Consider the following 18,074-nt stretch of genomic DNA (forward strand, 5'->3'; position numbering starts at 1 on the left):
AGGGCCCTTATGGCTGATACCATGCAATTCGACCTGGTCAGCCCGGAGCGGAGCCTTGCTTCGCTTCAGGTGACCGCGGTCCAGATCCCGGGTGCCGATGGTGACCTGACAGCGATGCCCAATCACGCGCCGCTGATCACCACTCTGCGTCCAGGTATTCTGACTGTGGAAGGTGCCCAGGGAACCGAAAAATACGCCGTTACCGGTGGATTTGCGGAAATCGGGGAAAGCCTGTCGGTTCTGGCCGAACGTGCTTTGCCGGTTGCCGAAGTGACCCAGGATATCCTGGACAGCTTTGTCACCGACGCCGTGAACGCCCGCGACAACGCGACGCCCGAAATGCTGGATGCGTTGGCCAAACAGGTCACCGACATCGCGGCCATGGCCGCCGAGTTGGGGCTTCAGGCCAAAACCTGATCGTCCGACGGTGTTGAAAAAAGACAGGACCCCGCTGCAACAGCGGGGTCTTTTCGCGTTTTGTACATTGATTTTTGGCGATTTTCCGCAATAGCTGGGTATAAGAGGACTGAGTATGAAGAGATTGCGCAATCCGCGTACTGGTATTGCCCAGGGCGACGTCGAAGTTTTTGCCGACTATGTAGACAATGGTCCAATGTGGACCGGCGATGGTCCACGCGAGCGGGTCAAATCAATTAAGTTTGATGAAAAATTCGCCACGCCGCCTGCGGTGCAGGTCGCAATTTCGCTATGGGACATGGATACGGAAGCAGCCATTCGGGCCGAATTGGTGGCCCAGAACATTACTGAAACCGGGTTCGAAATCGTGTTCCGAACCTGGCATGACAGTCGGGTGGCACGGCTGCGCTGTTCTTGGATTGCTATTGGCGAACTTCCCTTTTCCGATGATTGGGATGTGTATTGAACATCTACCGGTGACGCGCTGCCTTTTGCGAATTCTGCCACGACCCGAACTCCTACAGGAGCGGTGGGCGGTTCGCATGACAAGATTTTTGGCAGGTATGTCCTTTCCGGGGTCGCTATGACAATTCAGCAAATGGACGTTGTGCGTTTTGACGGATGGCTGGCTCAGTCAAAGCGGGGGATCTGTTGGGCTGTCCTTGCAGGGTCGGCGTTGCGCGCCTGACCCGGCGATCCGGGCGTCGGGCGCTGAACGGGATCAGATGATCCCTGTTTGGGCCCGCCTTGGGCGTGTGGCGTGTCGCCAGCCCCAGAATCCCCGTGCCGCAGATCGCCAGATACCTGCGACAACCGCCGCGTTCAGGTGGTTTATGGCTGGTGGTCCCTCTCGGGGCTCTGACAGGCGCTGTGAGAGGCTGAACAGGGCCCATCGGTCCCTCGGCTGCCGATGGGCAATCAATGCAGCGCAGTGAGCGGACAAAAAAGGCTCCGAACCATGTTTGGGTCGGAGCCAATGATCATACACCTGAACGGCCTCTTCAGCGGTTGTACAGGGCCTCATAAATGGGCGTCAGGGTTTTGTCTTCAAACAAAGAGGATACCGAAGTCCCATGCCAGATGTTCAGAATAGCCTGGGTAAAGATCGGTGCGGTCGGTACGATCCGGATATTGGGACAGTTGCGCACTTCGTCAGTGGGTTGGATCGAATCCGTCAGCACCAGCGATTTCATCACCGAATTGGACACCCGTTCAACTGCGGGACCGCTCATGACGCCGTGGGTAATATAGGCGTGAACTTCCTTGGCACCATTGTCCAACAGCACCTGGGCGGCCTTGCACAGGGTGCCCGCCGTGTCGCACATGTCATCAACGATCAGACAGATCTTGTCGGTGACATCCCCGATCACGGTCATCTCCGCGATCTCGCCGGGTTTTTCGCGACGTTTGTCCACGATCGACAGCGGAGCATTGATCCGCTTGGCCAATTCGCGGGCACGGGCCACGCCGCCAACGTCAGGCGATACAACCATGATGTCGCTCATCTGGTCTTTGAACTGGGCCTGTACGTCCAGCGCAAAGATCGGGCTGGCATAAAGGTTGTCCACCGGAATATCAAAGAACCCCTGGATCTGGGCCGCATGCAGGTCCATGGTCAGGATCCGTTCGATACCAGCACCGGTCAGCATGTTGGCGACCAGCTTGGCCGAGATCGGTGTCCGTGCCTTGGTGCGGCGGTCCTGACGGGCATAGCCGAAATAGGGGATCACTGCGGTGATCCGCGACGCTGAAGACCGGCGCAGCGCATCGGCGATGATCAGCAGCTCCATGAGATTGTCATTGGCCGGATTCGATGTCGGCTGGATTATGAACATGTCCTCGCCTCGGACATTTTCATAAACTTCGACAAAGATTTCGCCGTCATTAAAGCGTTCGACACGCGCGTCGACCAGTCCTTGGTCAACGCCGCGATGAAGGCTCATGCGGCGGGCAATGGCTTCGGCAAGTGGAAGGTTGGCGTTCCCAGCAATCAGCTTGGGTTCGTTGAGCGTCGGCATAGGCTGAGATCCCCGGCAGCAATGACTATGTGACAGATTCGTGATGTTGACATCGCTTAGCATGGGCTTACCGTCTCGCCTAGTTCCAACCCGAGGAAAACACACATGGCCGATGTCGATTTCTACTTTTCCACCCTGTCCCCCTATACCTACCTTGCTGGCAACCGGTTGGAGGAGATGGCCGCCCGTCACGGGGCCAGAGTTACCTATAAGCCTCTGGATATCATGGGGTTGTTCTCGCGTACCGGGGGCACAGCGCCCAAAGATCGGCATCCGAATCGTCAATCCTATCGCACCGAAGATCTGATCCGTCAGGCGGCCCGCGCCGAAATGCCGCTGAATGCGAAGCCTATGTTCTGGCCGACAAATGCCGCACCGTCATCCTATGCGCTGATTGCGGCTCAATCTACCGGGGGGGGCAATCTGGGGGCGTTGTTGCAGGCGATTTCACGTGCTTGCTGGGCCGAGGAAAAGGATATCGCCCAGGATGATGTGATCAAGGACTGCCTGAGTGGTGCTGGGTTTGATCCGGGTCTGGCCGATAGTGGCCTGCTGGCAGGAGCCGAAACCTATGCCGCCAATCTCGAAGAGGCTGTCGAACGCGGCGTGTTCGGCGCACCATTTTACGTAACGTCTGATGGGGCCCATTTCTGGGGTCAGGACAGATTGGATGATCTGGCGTGGCATTTGGCCCGGACTGGCGCATGAAAGATAGGGACGCCGCGGTCCCGCAACCGCTTTTTGTGCGTTCCTTTGGGCAGGGGCCACGGCAGGCGCTGGCGCTGCATTGTACCATTGCCCATTCCGGAACCTGGCGGGGACTGGCCAGCGAGCTCGGTGACGAGCTCACGTTGATCACACCCGACTTCCTGTCCCACGGCCGCAGTCCGGATTGGGATCGTGAAGGGACCTATCAGGACCGCATGGTTGCGGCCTGCCTGCCGTTCTTTGACCAGAAAATGGATTTGATCGGTCATTCCTTTGGGGCAACCGTGGCGTTGTGTCTGGCTGTGTTGTATCCAGAGCGGGTGCGCAGCCTGACGTTGATCGAACCTGTGTTTTTTGCTGTGGCGATCGCAGATGATCCGATCTGCGTTCAACAGCACGAAAAGGACGCGGAACCCTTTACCACGGCTCTGACCAATGGGGACGAAGCGCTGGGGGCGCGCCTGTTCAACAGGATGTGGAGCACGGGGGATGCGCCGCGGTGGCCCGACTTGCCCCAGAGCACACGCGACGCGATGATCCGCGGGATACATGTGGTCGGTGCCAGCCGTGATTCAATCTATCTGGATTTGGCAGGGGTGCTCAAACCGGGCGTGTTGGAGCGTGTTACAGCGCCAGTCCAGCTGCTCAGGGGGAGCCTGACCCATCCGGTGATCGACGTCATCAACGAGGGCCTGTGCAGACGTCTGCCCAATGCCAGATCTGCCGTTGTCGAGGGGGCGGGTCACATGTTGCCGATCACCAATCCCCGTGAAACCGCGCGCTTTGTCCATGACCTGCTGAAGCGGTCAGCTTGATGCCTTGTGGGTCCGAGGTGATCAGCTGACTGTCCATGCTGGGGGCTGACGCGCGCCGATATATCCCGACGGAGATGGCACCGGCGGGAGGGGCAGCGTCGCCTTTTTAGTCAGAATTACAGCAAGCGTAGAAACCGGTCGATATCGGTTTCGCTGATCGACCAATCGCAGACAAACCGGGCCGTGAGCATCTCCTCGGAATTGTCTCCCTCCAGGTTTGAACCCCAGAGATGGTATTGTGCCCCGGCTGCGAACAGGCGTTCGTGGGTCGAACGGGGCAGCGCGGCAAACACCATGTTGGCCTGCGGTTCATGCAGGAATTCCGCACCCGCCGTGCGCAAACCATCCACCAGACGGGCGCATTTTTCATTGGCCGCCTGGGCACATGTCAGCCACAGGTCGTCTTTGAGGTAGGCGGCCATTTGGGCGGACAAGAACCGGTGCTTGGAAAACAGATGCGCGCCACGCTTGCGGCGCAGTTCAAATTCCCAGGCGTGTTTGGGATCAAAGAAGATCACCGCCTCGACGCCCATACACCCATTTTTGGTTCCACCAAAGGAGACTGCATCCACGCCAGCCTTCCAGGTCATCTCAGCCGGGCTGCAGCCTAGCGCCACCAGCGCATTGGCAAAACGCGCCCCATCCATGTGGACAGGCAGCCCGTGGTCCTGGGCAACTTTGGTGACGGCATTCAGTTGGTCCAGCGAGTAAATCGTGCCACGTTCGGTGACCTGGGTGATCGATACAGGTCCACGTTGCGGACCGTGCACGCCTCTGGTCTCTTCGGCCTCGATGGCACTGCGCAGGTCTGCCGGTGTCATCCTGTCGCCGTCGCCCACCAGGGTCAGCTTGGCACCGCCGGAATAGAATTCGGGCGCATTGCATTCATCCTCGTGGATGTGGGCAACCCGTGTGCAGAAGATCGTTTGCCAGGGTTGGCTCAGCGTTGCCAAAGCCAGAGAATTGGCCGCCGTGCCGGTCGCAACCAGGTAGACAGCGGCCTCGGGGGCCTCGAACAGGTCCCGAAGACGTGCGCGCACTTCGTCCATCAGATCATCGGCACCGTAAGCCATGGCAAAGCCTTGATTGGCCTGGGTCAAAAGATCCAGAATCTGGCCGTGAACCGGGCCGGAATTGTCAGAGGCAAAAAACATCAGATCGGCTCCTCGATGATATGATCTTCCCACTCGTCCTCGGGGGTTTCGAATTCCGAAACCGTCAGGCCGCGCACCGAAACACCGGCCTCGTGGACGCTGTCGGATGTGCCGGTGATCAGAGGGTGCCAGCCGGGCAACGGCTCGCCTTGCCACAGCAGGCGGTAGGCACAGGTCTGGGGCATCCAATAGGCGTGGGTGTCCAGATTATCCGGCTTCAACACGATGCATTCGGGTACGAATTGATGACGAATATCATATTGGACGCAGCGACAGCTGTCATCGTCCAGCAGGCGGCAGGCAACGCGGGTCAGGGCCACTTCGCCGCTGTCCTCGTCCTCCAGCTTGTTCAGGCAACACTTGCCGCAGCCATCGCACAAAGCTTCCCATTCCTGCTGGTTCAGCTTGTTCAGCGGCTTGCGCTCCCAAAAATGCGGGGTCAGCCCGCCACGGTCGATTGGATCGCTCATAAGGTGCCCAAAATATCACGTGCCTTGGCACAATCTGCATCCATCTGGGCGATCAGCGCATCCAACCCGTCGAATTGCAACTCGGGTCGAAGGAAGTCGACCAGGGCCACGGACAGGGTCGATCCATAGAGGTCGCCGGAGAAATCAAACAGGAAGGTTTCCAGATTGGGGTGATCGCCGTCAAACATGGGGCGAACCCCCATGGAGGCGGCCCCGTGATAGCTGCCCTGATGCGGACCATCCAGCACGTCAACCAACACGGCATAGACTCCAAAGGCGGGCTGGTGCAGCCCGTCGATGGACATATTGGCTGTCGGAAATCCGAGCTCGCGTCCGCGCTGTTCGCCGCCGATCACTTCGCCTTCGATGCGGTGCCAATGGCCCAGCATGGCGGCCGCGTCCCGAGGGTGGCCCTGGCTGAGCGCGGTGCGGATTGCGGTTGATGAAACGGTGTTTTCCGACTGTTCCATCAGGGGAGCAATCGTGACACCGAACCCCATTTCTTTCCCAAAGCGTTTCAGGTCTTCGGCATTGCCACTGCGCCCCTTGCCGAAACAGAAATCGGCACCAACAACCACATGGGACAGCCCCAGGCCGTCTGCGATCACGTCGCGGGCGAATCCTTCGGGGGTGAGGCTGGACAGGGCCGTGTTGAAGTTCAGCTCATACAGCCGCTCCACTCCCAGCTTTTCCAACCGGTTCGCGCGTGTTTCGGCATGCATCAGACGAAAGGGCGGGGCAGTTGGGGCAAAGAAGGCGCGCGGGTGCGGTTCAAAGGTCATCACACCCAAAGGCGCATCCGGGGCGGCTTTGCGCGCCAGGTCAATCACCGATTGGTGACCCAGGTGCACACCGTCAAAATTGCCAATGGCCACGGTGGCACCGCGGTCCTGGGGTTCGACGAATTGGTAATCTCGGATCGTACGCATGTGGCATCCGTAGCGCCAGAGCGCGGCCGGTTCAAGCAGGCACTTTCTCGACCGCGAAATGCGGGACGGGTGAACCCGGTATAGGGCGGTTCGAAACGTCATGAAAAAAGGGCCCTGCAAGGCCCTTGGTGCGCGATTTCAAACCGCGTGGCCAAGCCGCCTTGAAGCGGCTTGGAGAGGGGAGGTGCGTCAGTCGAACTTGCGCGATGGTGCCAGAACCATGGCTTCGCCTGCGAGCACCTTCTTGCCGTCGACGGAACAATGGCAGTCCAGCTTGACCCGGCGTTTTGCCATGTCGATGTCCACGACTTTGACTTCGGCATAAACCGTATCGCCCGGGCGCACAGGAGCCAGGAATTTCAGCGATTGGCCCATATAGACCGTGCCGTGTCCGGGCAGCTGTTCACCGATGACCGCCGAGATCAGGCCAGCTGTAAGCATCCCGTGGGCAATCCGTCCCTGAAAGATCGTGTCGCGCGCATAGTCGTCATCCAGATGCACCGGATTGCGGTCGGTCGAAACCTGGGCAAACATTTCGATGTCTTCATCGGTGACGATTTTGCGCAGATAGCGGGACATTCCCATCTCGATGTCTTCAATGCAGATGGTTCCGCGCGGCAGGTTATCCAACATTCGACCCTCCAGGCTGATCGGGCTTGAAATTTTCGGACGTCATTTCGCCCGCTTCGGCAACTTTATTACTTTGCAGGTGCAGAAAATCAAGCTCTAATTATGTCAACGAAGATGACCTATTGTGTAGGTCGGATCGAATTTTTCTGTTTCAAAGTAGGTGTTTAGCGCATCTTCGTCAGGCTGGACCGAAGTTTTTGTCTCTCTGGCTGCAAGCCCCCCCGAGATAAACAGGGAATCAATGCCCTCTCCAATGGCACCAGCAACGTCCGTCAAAGGGCCATCACCGATGGCCAGGATCTCGTCATCGGCCACATCCTGACCCAGGGCCATCAGCCGGCGACGCGCCAGATCATAGATCGGTGGGTGGGGTTTTCCAAAGTAGAGGCTCTCGCCACCCATGTCGGTGTATAGCTGTGCCAGCGCCCCGGCGCACCATTCCCGGGTTTCGCCGCGATCGACGACCAGATCCGGGTTGGCACAAAGCAGCTTCATGCCTTTCTGTTTGGCATAAAGGAAATCGGCCCGATTCACGTCCGGGTCTGCCATCGGATCAAATGGGCCACAACAGACGATGCCTTCGGCTTCCTGCAGCGGCACACGCGTAATGTTGATGGGCGTGTCGATCACGTTCAAGGGCTCAAAGAAACCTGCATCCCGTTTCCATTCCCCCATGAAGAACACTTTGGTGCCAACTGCACCGGTGTACATTGCGGCCCGGGCGGAATCGCCGCTGGTGGCAATGGTGTCATAGGCGTCTTCGGGCACACCAAAGCTGGCCAATTGCGTGGCCACACCTGCACGTGGTTTCGGAGAATTGGTCACCAGCACCACGATGCCGCCCTGCGCCCGATATGCCTTGAGTGCCGCCACAGCTGCCTCATGTGCGCGCACCCCATTGTGAACACAGCCCCACAGATCGACAAACAATGCCCGGTAGCGGGTGGAAACTTCGGACAGGGAAGTGATGATCTGGGTCATGGTGAGCCTTTGGGCAAGAGAACTTGTGGTGCACAGCTATGCCAAACCCGACCGGCTTTGGCCAGTGGTCGCGGGTTTTTCCCGCCGCTACCATATGCAACCTGTTATGGGTGCCTTTGCCGGTTGACTATGGTGCGATTATCCCTGCTCATTCGGGCAATTGAACGTAGGACGAATTGATGAAGCGATTGTTTGGCATCGTGCCGGGGTTGGCGCTGGCATTGGGTCTGGTTGCCTGTGGCCCGTCGTATGTCTTGCCCAGACCTGATGCGGCCCAATTGGACCGAGCAGCCAGAATTTATGCACAGGCACAGGCCGCTCCGCCGACCCGGATGTTAACCGATGCACAAGCCGAGAGCCGGTTTCGCCGGGTCGAAGCCCGGGTTTCTCCGGTGGCGATTGCCAGCTGCAAAGAACTGGCGGGTCAATTGGATGCAACTGACAAGGGCGAGATTTTTTGCGGTGTTCTGCTTGGTATCGACACAGAAACCGATGTGCCAAATGCGGCCTTGTTCCCAATTCTGGATGAAGAAACACAGCAGGTCTATCCGGCCATCGTCGTGACGCAGGCGCTTTTGAAACTGACCAGAAATGATGACGAGGCCGCCTTTGTTCTGGCCCATGAATATGGTCATCTGCTGGGGGGGCATATTCAAAAGCAATATCAACAGATCATGAGCGGGACAGTTTTGGGCAACCTTCTGGGCGGTGGCAACATTGGGGCGCAGATTGCCAGCCAGGCCTATTCCGGAAAATACGAGCTCGAAGGTGACGCATTTGGCACGCGGATCGCCTATGCGGCTGGATATGACCCCATCAAAGGGGCCCAGATCTTTGCCCGGCTGGCTGCAGAAGCTGAAAACAGCGGCGAATCCCACCCCGCCTTGTTCGAGACACACCCACCGGACGTTGAACGTATTGCTATGGTGCTGGCGACCTTGGCGCAGATTCAAGCGGGCATAGATCCGACGCGCAAGGTGTTGCATTGATCGCTGGCGGTACCCCAAACCAAAAAGGCACCCACTGAGGGGCGCCTTTTCCATTAATGATGGGTCGGATCAGACCTTGAGATTCGGAATGATCTGCTTTTTGCGGCTCATGATGCCGGGCAGAACAACTGCGTTGCCATCAACCGTGGCACCAAAACTCTTTTCGGCGACACCTTTGACCACGTCGTTGGGCACCAGCAGCGTGGCCTCTTCTTTCAGGATGTCCACGACAAACAGCAGAACCTCGTCCACGCCATCTTCGGCGGCGACAGTCTTGAAGGTTTCCATCAGGCTGTCCTTGCGGTTCAGCGGGATGTCGGGTGCGGTTGTCTCCAGCACCGAAACGCGGAACTTGGTGCCATCGACGGCGTATTCCTTGGAATCCATACGGATCAGTTCAGCATCCGAAAATGCCGAGACGTCCGATTTTGCAGCGAACATTTCCGCGGCGTAGGCAGTAACGTCAATGCCAAGATCGGCGGCCAGCGCCGCGACCACTTCACGGTCGCGGTCCGTGGTGGTGGGCGAGCGGAATTCCAGAGTGTCGGACAGGATACAGGTCAGCGCCGCGCCTTTGACGGCTTCGGGCATCTTGGCGGCGTCGTCGCCCATCAGGTCGTACATGATGGTGGCGGTGCAGGCCAACGGGCGGATGGTGATGTCGATCGGACCTTTGGTTTCCAGGCCGCCGACCAGCTTGTGGTGGTCAATGATGGCCTGAATATCGGCACCATTGATGTTGGCAGGCAGCTCGGCGGGGTTGTTGGTGTCTACAATGACAACCACCTGATCATCGGCAACATCGTCGATGATTGCAGGTTTTTCCAGGTTCCAGCGTTCGAGCATAAAGGCGGCTTCGGTGTTGGGTTCACCCAGAAGCTTGGGTTCGGCGGGCACACCTTTCACTTCGTTCAGATACCAGGACCAGATGATGGGAGAGCCGGTGGAATCGGTGTCGGGGGATTTGTGGCCAAAAACTTGGGTAGTCATGCGAATGTCCTGTCTCGATAACGGGCGTTAACTGGGCGTTTCGCGCGCCTTATATGCGGGCGAGAGGCGCTTGTCACCCCACCGATGCTGCGCTGCGGCGCATGGTCCGGGGCGACCTGTGATCGGGCAGGGGCGCATGGATCATGGGGGAATCGCATCTCCTCTGACGGGCGCACCCCGGTTGGGCGGGGCAGGTTGGCGCCATTCTTCACCAGGGCGCGCGTTCCAACCTGTAACCGCGGGCCTTGAGCAGGTTCAACAGGCCGGAGTGCCCCGGCAAATGGGCCGCACCGACGGCAACCACCAATGTGTCGCCTTGGGTGGCCAGAATACGCTTTGTCCATTTCAGATTGCGCGTAGTGATCAGGTTCTGGTCAAACCGTTGCCAATACCGCCGAAGCTCCTGATCTGAGGCGCGCGCGTATCGGCGCATGATCCAGCGTTGCAGGAGAATGGATTCCCAAACGGCTTCTTCGAAATAGGCCTCGACGACCGAGGAATCGTCAGGTTTGTCGGCAAGCATCATCTGCAATTCGATTTCGACATTGCGCACCTGATCCCGCAACGGCACGCGGGAAAAGGCAGCAAAGGATTCTCCAACGGTTTCCAACGCACCAATCGGGATCCTTTTGCGGATCGCATAGCGTTCGATCCGGCTGTCCAGCCCTCGGGTTGGACCGATCCCCAACATTGTGCAGGTATCGCTGATCAGGAACATAGAGGCAGCCCAGGGCTGAAGCGTATCGACTTTGGCCGGGTTCAATCCACGGGCGGTGGCCAGACGGGACAAAAGCGTCCATGTGTCTTCGGTCAGCAGATCCTGAAGGCGGGTCTGGGCGGGCAGCGTGAAATGACCCAGCTGCCGTTCAAAGATATTACCGTCCAGATCCTGATCGGTCACTTCGAACAGGGCGGCGTCCGCCTGATCCAGCACCGGGCGCAGATTTCGCATCACCCGCACCATCCGTCGGTCGCCGTCATGCAGGGTGCCAATGATGTGAATGCGTCGGCCCCCGCGCGTCGCGATCCAGTGATTGCCATAGGCAAACGGCACCTTGGCGGCTTCCCGTTTCAGGTTGGCCAGCTCAGTTGGAGACAGCTGTGTGCGATAATCAATTCCGCTGCACCGGGCCTGGGCTGTTCCGGCACCGACCAGTAACAAGAAACAAAAAACAAGTAATTTCATACTCGAAGCCCAGGAATTGCGTCCCCTTACACCTAGGGCAGGCAGGCCCTTACGACAAGCGCAGGATCATGTCGTCTGGCGGTGGACAGGTGTTGAACCCGGATGGCGTTCCCCTTTAGCATGGCAATATGAAACGTGAACAGGATCTGTATCCGCCGATCAAACAGCTGCTGATGACCCAAGGGTATGAGGTCAAGGGAGAGGTGGGTGCCGCTGATGTGGTGGCCTGTCGCGGTGATGAGCCGCCGGTGATTGTCGAGCTGAAGATGCGGTTTTCGCTCAGCTTGTTTCATCAGGCCGTGGCGCGCCAGGCGATGAGTGATCTGGTATATGTGGCAGTGCCAAAACCCACGGGGCGCACCGCGCGCCGCGCGCTCACGGACAACCTGTCGCTCTGTCGGCGGTTGGGATTGGGGCTGATCACCGTGCGTGCAGATGCGGTGGCCGAAGTGCACTGTGATCCGGGACCGTATGCACCGCGCAAATCCAAGGTGAAAACCGCGCGGCTGCTGCGCGAATTCAATCGGTTGCAGGGTGATCCCAATGCGGGCGGGGCCACCCGCCACGGTATCGTCACCGCCTATCGCCAGGACGCCCTGCGCTGCGCCGCACATCTGGCCGAACACGGAGTGGCCAAAGGAGCAGCGGTGGCCAAGGCCACGGGAGTCGCTGCCGCAACACGGCTGATGCGGGACAATCACTATGGCTGGTTCGACAAGGTGGACAAGGGTCTCTACGCGCTGTCCGCGGCAGGAGGCGAAGGTTTGAAACACTGGGCCTATAGCTGGGAGAACCTCGCAGATGTTGAGCCACCTGAAGGACAGCTCTGAAGCCATTATGTCAAATGCCGCGCACTGAACCAACGGCCGCTTTTTGGGGCTGTGGGAAATACAGAAATGCGCTACAGATCGAAGAATACGAGCATTGATGCTGTTCGGGGAAAGAGAATGTATAGAATTTGACGCAGGTTGCAGGAGAGCTTCGCATTGATTTTGTCGAAGGTTCAGTCGCCCACCGTCTTCGGTTCGGCGGCGGTCGTGGTCAAGATTTAGCCAAGGCCATGGGGCTGCGGGGGGGTAAAACTCCCATGATTGTTGATGCAACTGCCGGATTGGGCCGGGACTCATTTCTTTTGGCGTCTTTAGGTGCGCAAGTCACTTTAATCGAACGCTCAGAGAAAATGCACGCATTGTTGGTTCAAGGCATGGAGCGCGCAGCAAGAGAGGGTGGTCAGTTTCGCGAAATTATTGGCCGCATGACCCTTTTGAAGGGAGACGCGCTGGATTTGATCCCAGAATTGGCTGGCGAAGCCATTCTGATTGATCCAATGCATCCTGAACGGAAAAAGTCGGCATTGGTGAAACAAGAGCTCCGTCAAGTCCGCGAGATCGTCGGCACCGACGATGACGCTGCTGATCTCGTACGATTGGCGATCAAACATGCGCGTAAACGCGTGGTTCTAAAGTGGCCCGCCAAGGCTGCTCCTATTGAGGGCGTGAAGAAATGCACTCACCAAATTATCGGTAAAACAACGCGATATGATGTTTTTATGATAAATTAGGCGGACCTGGGAGCTATTGCAGACAATGATAGTTTCATCCGTATAGCGGACCTTGCTGTACAAGATCGTCCAGGGTTGCTATTTGGCCAATAGATTCAGATCACCACAACCCCAAACAAGAAAGTTGGTGTAACCACATGCAGGTTAGTGTTCGCGACAACAATGTCGATCAGGCCCTCCGAGTTCTAAAGAAAAAGCTCCAAAAGGAGGGGGTATTCCGTGAAATGAAGCTCAAGCAACATTTCGAGAAGCCTTCCGAGAAAAACGCGCGTCAGAAAGCAGAAGCGATCCGTCGTGCCCGCAAGCTGGCACGCAAGAAGCTGGAACGCGAAGGATGATCTAATTCAACTCTTGATGTTGAATAATCAGAGCCCCCGACAGCGGAGGTTGCCATAACTGCAGCGAAAGCCCGCTTTATCTGCGTAGCCGACAATCACCTTTTGCGCGGCCGGCTGTTAACCATCAACCACGCCGACCGATGAAATCGGTTACCAAATCAACGATCACCGGCGACAAGGCCGGCGTGATGATGTGGCCCATGCCTTTGATTGCATGGTATTCGCTGTCGGGGATGTGGTCGGCGATTTCCTGGCCCAACTCCAGCGGGATCAGGGTGTCGTCGGTGCCGTGGATTACCAGACAGGGCAGGGCGAGGGATGTCAGCCCGGGACGGCGGTCGCCTGCGGAGGCGATGGCCAAAACCTGACGGTTCATGCCCTCATCATCCACGCCGCGGTCATAGGCGCGGTTGGCCATGGCGCGGATGTCGGCCTCGGGCATGGGATAACCGGGGCTGCCCCAATTGGCGTGTTCTTCGACTTGGCCATCCAAGTATTCTGTGCGCGTGCGGGGGGCAACCAATAGGCTTTGGGCCAGGGCGACCAGGTCTTCGGTGCTGCCCGATGTGCGATCCACGAACGGGCGACAGGCGGTCATCACGATGGTGGCAGACAGAACCCGGTCCGCATGGTCGATGCACAGCTGTTGCAGGATAGCGCCGCCCATGGAAATGCCGAACACATGCGCGCGCTCGATGTTCAGGGCATCCATCACCCCGATCACATCCCCGACCATATCGTGAATGTCATAGGGCTGGGGCAGGGGGCCACCAGCGCGGATCAGATCCAGCACGGCACCAGCCTCGCCCGGGGCGTCCGGATGTGGGCATCGTGCAGAGAGACCAGTATCGCGGTTGTCAAAAATGATGGTTCGATACCCGGCGTCAACAAAACCCTGAACAAGAGCATCTGGCCAATGGGCCAATTGGCTGCCCTGTCCCCGGATCAGGATCAGGGGCGTGTTGTCCTTGTTCCCATGGTCTTCGACTTCGAGGTGAATGCCATTGGCCTGAATTTGCATGTCCCGGGTTCCTGCGTTGAATTGGCTGTTTTGTCGGGTCACTGTATCGGTCCCGAACGACCTGTAAACCAGACAAACGGTGGGTCACTTTGCTGATGAATGAAAAAAGTCAGCGTATCTTGTTGACTCGGGGATTTTCCGCTCCTAACTATTCGTCGTTATCACTCACCAAGGTCGAGTGATAATGCCTTCGCCAGGGAGCGGAGGGATATGAAAAACAACCTTTGAGCCTCAAGGAGCTGCAAAGATGGCATTGAAACCGCTTCATGACCGCGTACTGGTGCGTCGCACCGAAAGCGAAGAAAAAACTGCTGGCGGACTGATCATCCCCGAAAGCGCCAAAGAAAAGCCGAGCGAAGGCGTTGTCGTCTCGACCGGTGAAGGCGCGCGCAAAGACAGCGGCGAACTGATCGCAATGGCTGTTTCGGCTGGCGACAAGATCCTGTTCGGCAAATGGTCGGGCACCGAGGTCACAGTCGACGGCGAAGAGCTGCTGATGATGAAAGAAAGCGACATCATGGGGATCATCGAATAAGCACCACGGCTTGTTCGATGGTGCGTGCAAGCACGCACCCTACGTGGGCCCGATAAGAGGTGCCCACCACATGATTTCTAAAGACATTCTCAAGGAGAAATGAACATGGCTGCTAAGGACGTCAAATTCGACACCGATGCCCGTAACCGTATGCTGGCTGGTGTGAACATCCTGGCCGATGCTGTCAAAGTGACCCTGGGCCCCAAAGGCCGCAACGTGGTTCTGGACAAATCGTTCGGCGCACCGCGCATCACCAAAGACGGTGTTTCGGTTGCCAAAGAGATCGAGCTGGAAGACAAGTTCGAAAACATGGGCGCCCAGATGGTGAAGGAAGTTGCTTCCCGCACCAACGACGAAGCCGGTGACGGCACCACCACTGCCACCGTTCTGGCCCAGGCGATTGTTCGCGAAGGTCTGAAGCAGGTTGCAGCCGGTCTGAACCCGATGGATCTGAAGCGCGGCATCGACCTGGCAACTGCCAAAGTCGTGCAGGGCATCAAAGACGCATCGCGCGAAGTCAAAGACAGCGCCGAAGTTGCCCAGGTTGGCACCATCTCGGCCAACGGCGAAGCCGATATCGGTCAGCAGATTGCAGACGCGATGCAAAAAGTTGGCAACGAAGGCGTCATCACCGTTGAAGAGAACAAAGGCCTGGAAACAGAGACCGATGTTGTTGAAGGCATGCAGTTCGACCGCGGTTACCTGTCGCCTTACTTTGTCACCAACGCTGACAAGATGATTGCAGATCTGGACGACTGCATGATCCTGCTGCACGAAAAGAAACTGTCGTCGCTGCAGTCGATGGTTCCGCTGCTCGAGCAGGTGATCCAGTCGCAGAAGCCGCTGCTGATCATTGCTGAAGACGTCGAAGGCGAAGCGCTGGCAACTCTGGTTGTCAACAAGCTGCGCGGTGGTCTGAAAATTGCTGCTGTCAAAGCACCTGGTTTCGGCGATCGCCGCAAAGCCATGCTGCAGGACATCGCGATCCTGACCGGCGGTCAGGTGATCTCCGAAGATCTGGGCATGAAGCTCGAGTCCGTCACCATGGACATGCTGGGCAGCGCCAAGAAAATCGAAATCACCAAAGACGAAACCACAATCGTTGACGGTGCAGGCGAAAAAGCCGAGATCGAAGCCCGTGTTGGTCAGATCCGCGCACAGATCGAAGAAACCACGTCTGACTACGACCGTGAAAAGCTGCAGGAACGCGTTGCCAAACTGGCAGGCGGCGTTGCAGTCATCCGCGTCGGCGGCATGACCGAAGTCGAAGTGAAAGAGCGCAAAGACCGTGTTGACGATGCTCTGAACGCGACCCGCGCTGCTGTGCAGGAAGGTGTCGTCGTCGGCGGTGGTGTTGCTCTGGTTCAGGCAGGCAAAGCCCTGGCTGCTCTGGAAGGTGCCAACTCTGACCAGACCGCAGGTATCGTGATTGTGCGCAAAGCCATCGAAGCGCCGCTGCGTCAGATCGCTGAAAACGCAGGTGTTGACGGTGCCGTGGTTGCTGGCAAAGTGCGCGAAAGCGACGACGTCACATTCGGCTTTAACGCTCAGACCGAAGAATATGGCGACATGTTCGCATTTGGTGTGATCGACCCGGCCAAAGTGGTTCGTACCGCGCTGGAAGATGCAGCATCGGTTGCCGGTCTGCTGATCACCACCGAAGCCATGGTTGCCGACAAGCCTGAAAAAGCTGGCGCTGGCGCCGGTGGCGGCATGCCCGACATGGGCGGCATGGGCGGCATGGGCGGCATGATGTAATCATCTGCACCCTTGTGCTACAGAATTGGGGTCGCTCGCAGGAGCGGCCCCTTTTTTTGTGCTTGGAGGCATTGGGATGGTCAATGGACCCGATTTTGTTCGTGATATCAGACCGGATGGCTTCGCAGAGGTAGACGCGCTTGTGCAGGCGGCGTTTGGCGGTGTTGAGGAGGTCGCCTTGGTTCATGCGTTGCGGCGGGACAAGGACATGGTATCCGAAAGCGTGATCCATTGGGATGGACGCATTATCGCCTATGCGGGGCTGTCGCGCATGGTCGCGCCCGTTGGTTGGCTTTGCCTGGCTCCGGTGGCGGTTCTACCCGAGGCGCAGCGCGGCGCGTTGACCCCTGCTGGGCAGGCCAAAGGCCACTGGCAAGTTGGAAAACGTCTGGTTTCTGAACTGGCGTCTGCGGCCCGGATCCCTGAATTTGACAAAGGTCCGGCGATCGTCGTTCTGGGGCAACCAGAGTTTTATGAACAATGTGGATTTTCCCGGACGCGGGCTGCGCGGCTGACGTCGCCGTACCCACGCGACTTTACGATGCTGGCCGCACCGGGCGCGGATGTACCAAAGGCCGAATTGATCTATCCCGCAGCTTTTTCCTCCGATGATTGACCGGGATCAGAGCAGCTGGCCCTGTTCGAATTGTGAATGGTGCTAAACGATGTGACAGGCTAAGTCTGGATGTTATGCGCCTGACCCTTTTGACCACCCTTACCATGATTGCCTTTGCCGCCAATTCGGTTCTGAACCGATTGGCGGTGGGGCCTGGATACATAGACGCCGAAAGCTTTGCCCTTGTGCGACTGGGGGCGGGAATGGTGGTTCTGGTCGGTTTGGCATGGCATCTGCGCGAAAACCTGCGCCAACCGGTTGGGCGGCTGATGTCGGGAGGCGTGTCGCTGACGGTCTATATGATCGGTTTTTCATTGGCTTACAAATCTCTGGACGCTGGGTTGGGGGCATTGATCCTGTTTGGGGTGGTCCAGTTCACGATGGTGGCCTGGAACACGGCAATGGGGGCACCGCTCGGCCGATTGCAGCTGGGCGGCGGTGTCCTGGCCCTGGCTGGGCTGGCGTTGGTGTTGTGGCCGCAGGGGGCTGTTTCGGTGTCGCTGAGCGGCGTGTTATTCATGGTTTTGGCGGGACTGGGTTGGGGTGCCTATTCGCTGGTTGGGCGTGGGGCCCAAAGCCCGCTGGGCGCGACTGCCGGAAACTTCGTTCTGTCCTTTGTTCTGACGTTGGCCGTTCTGTCGATGGTGGGATGGCAGGGGAATATGACGCCTGTCGGAGTTGGTCTGGCCATCCTTTCGGGCGCGGTGACGTCCGGATTGGGTTATGCGCTGTGGTATACGGTGCTGCCCCGGCTTCCTGGACCATTGGCTGCTACGGTTCAATTGTCGGTTCCGGTACTGGCGATCGCTGCCGGTGCCCTGGCATTGGGCGAACATCTGGATCTGCGGATCATTCTGGGGTCAGGTATCGTGATCGCAGGGATCGCCACGGTCCTGCGTGGGGGAATTTCGCGCAAGGTCGGCTAAGCGGGGTTTTCGCCGGTCTGCTTTGGGCGTAT

General features: G+C 58.1%; 21 protein-coding genes. 12 read left to right on the plus strand and 9 right to left on the minus strand.

All coding sequences use genetic code 11. From position 1 onward, the window contains the following. The first annotated feature begins 9 nt into the window (after positions 1 to 9). Both K3727_07965 and K3727_07970 read left to right on the plus strand, forming a co-directional pair. Positions 10 to 417, plus strand: coding sequence for a F0F1 ATP synthase subunit epsilon (locus tag K3727_07965; protein UWQ92703.1), 408 nt, complete (start codon positions 10 to 12; stop codon positions 415 to 417). 115 nt (positions 418 to 532) lie between these two features. Beyond that, positions 533 to 883 (plus strand): H-type lectin domain-containing protein, encoded by a 351-nt coding sequence (locus K3727_07970; GenBank protein UWQ92704.1) that lies wholly within the window; start codon positions 533 to 535, stop codon positions 881 to 883. Positions 884 to 1,418: 535 nt separating this feature from the next. Here K3727_07970 and K3727_07975 read toward each other — a convergent pair. Continuing rightward, complete coding sequence (locus tag K3727_07975) at positions 1,419 to 2,435, minus strand: ribose-phosphate pyrophosphokinase (GenBank protein ID UWQ92705.1); 1,017 nt, start codon at positions 2,433 to 2,435, stop codon at positions 1,419 to 1,421. 105 nt (positions 2,436 to 2,540) lie between these two features. On the opposite strand from K3727_07975, the gene K3727_07980 reads away from it, so the two are divergent. Together K3727_07980 and K3727_07985 are read left to right on the plus strand one after the other, a co-directional pair. Then, the gene (locus K3727_07980; protein ID UWQ92706.1) at positions 2,541 to 3,143 is read left to right on the plus strand and encodes a 2-hydroxychromene-2-carboxylate isomerase; all 603 of its coding nucleotides are present in this window, start codon (positions 2,541 to 2,543) and stop codon (positions 3,141 to 3,143) included. Continuing rightward, complete coding sequence (locus K3727_07985; protein ID UWQ92707.1) at positions 3,140 to 3,958, plus strand: alpha/beta hydrolase; 819 nt, start codon at positions 3,140 to 3,142, stop codon at positions 3,956 to 3,958. The genes K3727_07980 and K3727_07985 overlap by 4 nt, the downstream gene beginning before the upstream one ends. 116 nt (positions 3,959 to 4,074) lie before the next feature. Here K3727_07985 and K3727_07990 read toward each other — a convergent pair whose 3' ends face one another. From K3727_07990 to K3727_08010, 5 genes are all read right to left on the minus strand, one after another. Next, the gene (locus K3727_07990) at positions 4,075 to 5,112 is read right to left on the minus strand and encodes a low specificity L-threonine aldolase (GenBank protein UWQ92708.1); all 1,038 of its coding nucleotides are present in this window, start codon (positions 5,110 to 5,112) and stop codon (positions 4,075 to 4,077) included. Further along, entirely contained in the window at positions 5,112 to 5,582 is a 471-nt protein-coding gene (locus K3727_07995; GenBank protein UWQ92709.1) for a YcgN family cysteine cluster protein, read from the minus strand. Before K3727_07995 ends, K3727_07990 begins: the two co-directional genes overlap by 1 nt. Beyond that, entirely contained in the window at positions 5,579 to 6,511 is a 933-nt protein-coding gene (locus tag K3727_08000) for a bifunctional riboflavin kinase/FAD synthetase (GenBank protein ID UWQ92710.1), read from the minus strand. Before K3727_08000 ends, K3727_07995 begins: the two co-directional genes overlap by 4 nt. A gap of 189 nt (positions 6,512 to 6,700) precedes the next feature. Continuing rightward, positions 6,701 to 7,144, minus strand: coding sequence for a MaoC family dehydratase (locus tag K3727_08005; protein ID UWQ92711.1), 444 nt, complete (start codon positions 7,142 to 7,144; stop codon positions 6,701 to 6,703). A 102-nt stretch (positions 7,145 to 7,246) separates the two neighbouring features. Beyond that, complete coding sequence (locus tag K3727_08010) at positions 7,247 to 8,122, minus strand: TIGR01459 family HAD-type hydrolase (GenBank protein UWQ92712.1); 876 nt, start codon at positions 8,120 to 8,122, stop codon at positions 7,247 to 7,249. A gap of 179 nt (positions 8,123 to 8,301) precedes the next feature. On the opposite strand from K3727_08010, the gene K3727_08015 reads away from it, so the two are divergent. Continuing rightward, a complete protein-coding gene (locus K3727_08015) occupies positions 8,302 to 9,111 on the plus strand; it encodes a M48 family metallopeptidase (protein ID UWQ92713.1) in 810 nt (269 codons plus the stop codon). Between the two features lie 69 nt (positions 9,112 to 9,180). Here K3727_08015 and K3727_08020 read toward each other — a convergent pair whose 3' ends face one another. Together K3727_08020 and K3727_08025 are read right to left on the minus strand one after the other, a co-directional pair. Continuing rightward, positions 9,181 to 10,101, minus strand: a complete 921-nt coding sequence (locus tag K3727_08020) for a manganese-dependent inorganic pyrophosphatase (GenBank protein ID UWQ92714.1) — start codon at positions 10,099 to 10,101, stop codon at positions 9,181 to 9,183. Between the two features lie 208 nt (positions 10,102 to 10,309). Beyond that, positions 10,310 to 11,287: a TraB/GumN family protein gene (locus K3727_08025; GenBank protein ID UWQ92715.1), complete on the minus strand. Its 978-nt coding sequence runs from the start codon at positions 11,285 to 11,287 to the stop codon at positions 10,310 to 10,312. A gap of 128 nt (positions 11,288 to 11,415) precedes the next feature. Between K3727_08025 and K3727_08030 the strand changes: the two genes are divergently transcribed. The 3 genes from K3727_08030 to rpsU all read left to right on the plus strand — a co-directional run bounded on the left by K3727_08030 (position 11,416) and on the right by rpsU (position 13,186). Next, positions 11,416 to 12,117, plus strand: coding sequence for a hypothetical protein (locus K3727_08030; GenBank protein UWQ92716.1), 702 nt, complete (start codon positions 11,416 to 11,418; stop codon positions 12,115 to 12,117). A gap of 128 nt (positions 12,118 to 12,245) precedes the next feature. Continuing rightward, a complete protein-coding gene (locus tag K3727_08035) occupies positions 12,246 to 12,848 on the plus strand; it encodes a class I SAM-dependent methyltransferase (protein UWQ92717.1) in 603 nt (200 codons plus the stop codon). A 137-nt stretch (positions 12,849 to 12,985) separates the two neighbouring features. Further along, positions 12,986 to 13,186 carry a 30S ribosomal protein S21 gene (gene rpsU, locus K3727_08040; protein ID UWQ92718.1) on the plus strand — a complete coding sequence of 67 codons (201 nt, stop codon included), beginning with the start codon at positions 12,986 to 12,988 and terminating at the stop codon, positions 13,184 to 13,186. A gap of 124 nt (positions 13,187 to 13,310) precedes the next feature. Here rpsU and K3727_08045 read toward each other — a convergent pair whose 3' ends face one another. Further along, complete coding sequence (locus tag K3727_08045) at positions 13,311 to 14,249, minus strand: alpha/beta hydrolase (protein UWQ92719.1); 939 nt, start codon at positions 14,247 to 14,249, stop codon at positions 13,311 to 13,313. Between the two features lie 205 nt (positions 14,250 to 14,454). Between K3727_08045 and K3727_08050 the strand changes: the two genes are divergently transcribed. The 4 genes from K3727_08050 (at position 14,455) to K3727_08065 (ending at position 18,042) form a co-directional block, all read left to right on the plus strand. Further along, entirely contained in the window at positions 14,455 to 14,742 is a 288-nt protein-coding gene (locus K3727_08050) for a co-chaperone GroES (GenBank protein ID UWQ92720.1), read from the plus strand. A gap of 105 nt (positions 14,743 to 14,847) precedes the next feature. Beyond that, on the plus strand, positions 14,848 to 16,500 hold the full coding sequence (gene groL / locus K3727_08055) for a chaperonin GroEL (GenBank protein UWQ92721.1): 1,653 nt from the start codon (positions 14,848 to 14,850) through the stop codon (positions 16,498 to 16,500). Positions 16,501 to 16,576: 76 nt separating this feature from the next. Next, a complete protein-coding gene (locus K3727_08060) occupies positions 16,577 to 17,116 on the plus strand; it encodes an N-acetyltransferase (protein UWQ92722.1) in 540 nt (179 codons plus the stop codon). A gap of 74 nt (positions 17,117 to 17,190) precedes the next feature. Further along, complete coding sequence (locus K3727_08065; protein UWQ92723.1) at positions 17,191 to 18,042, plus strand: DMT family transporter; 852 nt, start codon at positions 17,191 to 17,193, stop codon at positions 18,040 to 18,042. Positions 18,043 to 18,074: the final 32 nt, after the last annotated feature.

Source organism: Rhodobacteraceae bacterium M382 (assembly GCA_025141015.1).
Classification (GTDB): Bacteria; Pseudomonadota; Alphaproteobacteria; order Rhodobacterales; family Rhodobacteraceae; genus Aliisedimentitalea; species Aliisedimentitalea scapharcae.

What these genes read in the sequence shown, in the direction of transcription:
- K3727_08000 (UWQ92710.1), bottom strand. Translation starts at nt 6,511, where the DNA reads ATGCGTACGATCCGAGATTACCAATTCGTCGAACCCCAGGACCGCGGT.
- K3727_07975 (UWQ92705.1), bottom strand. Translation starts at nt 2,435, where the DNA reads ATGCCGACGCTCAACGAACCCAAGCTGATTGCTGGGAACGCCAACCTT.
- K3727_07980 (UWQ92706.1), top strand. Translation starts at nt 2,541, where the DNA reads ATGGCCGATGTCGATTTCTACTTTTCCACCCTGTCCCCCTATACCTAC.
- K3727_08010 (UWQ92712.1), bottom strand. Translation starts at nt 8,122, where the DNA reads ATGACCCAGATCATCACTTCCCTGTCCGAAGTTTCCACCCGCTACCGG.
- K3727_08060 (UWQ92722.1), top strand. Translation starts at nt 16,577, where the DNA reads ATGGTCAATGGACCCGATTTTGTTCGTGATATCAGACCGGATGGCTTC.
- K3727_08025 (UWQ92715.1), bottom strand. Translation starts at nt 11,287, where the DNA reads ATGAAATTACTTGTTTTTTGTTTCTTGTTACTGGTCGGTGCCGGAACA.
- K3727_08015 (UWQ92713.1), top strand. Translation starts at nt 8,302, where the DNA reads ATGAAGCGATTGTTTGGCATCGTGCCGGGGTTGGCGCTGGCATTGGGT.
- K3727_08030 (UWQ92716.1), top strand. Translation starts at nt 11,416, where the DNA reads ATGAAACGTGAACAGGATCTGTATCCGCCGATCAAACAGCTGCTGATG.
- K3727_08065 (UWQ92723.1), top strand. Translation starts at nt 17,191, where the DNA reads ATGCGCCTGACCCTTTTGACCACCCTTACCATGATTGCCTTTGCCGCC.
- K3727_07985 (UWQ92707.1), top strand. Translation starts at nt 3,140, where the DNA reads ATGAAAGATAGGGACGCCGCGGTCCCGCAACCGCTTTTTGTGCGTTCC.
- K3727_08020 (UWQ92714.1), bottom strand. Translation starts at nt 10,101, where the DNA reads ATGACTACCCAAGTTTTTGGCCACAAATCCCCCGACACCGATTCCACC.
- K3727_08050 (UWQ92720.1), top strand. Translation starts at nt 14,455, where the DNA reads ATGGCATTGAAACCGCTTCATGACCGCGTACTGGTGCGTCGCACCGAA.
- groL (UWQ92721.1), top strand. Translation starts at nt 14,848, where the DNA reads ATGGCTGCTAAGGACGTCAAATTCGACACCGATGCCCGTAACCGTATG.
- K3727_07965 (UWQ92703.1), top strand. Translation starts at nt 10, where the DNA reads ATGGCTGATACCATGCAATTCGACCTGGTCAGCCCGGAGCGGAGCCTT.
- K3727_08005 (UWQ92711.1), bottom strand. Translation starts at nt 7,144, where the DNA reads ATGTTGGATAACCTGCCGCGCGGAACCATCTGCATTGAAGACATCGAG.
- K3727_07970 (UWQ92704.1), top strand. Translation starts at nt 533, where the DNA reads ATGAAGAGATTGCGCAATCCGCGTACTGGTATTGCCCAGGGCGACGTC.
- rpsU (UWQ92718.1), top strand. Translation starts at nt 12,986, where the DNA reads ATGCAGGTTAGTGTTCGCGACAACAATGTCGATCAGGCCCTCCGAGTT.
- K3727_07990 (UWQ92708.1), bottom strand. Translation starts at nt 5,112, where the DNA reads ATGTTTTTTGCCTCTGACAATTCCGGCCCGGTTCACGGCCAGATTCTG.
- K3727_07995 (UWQ92709.1), bottom strand. Translation starts at nt 5,582, where the DNA reads ATGAGCGATCCAATCGACCGTGGCGGGCTGACCCCGCATTTTTGGGAG.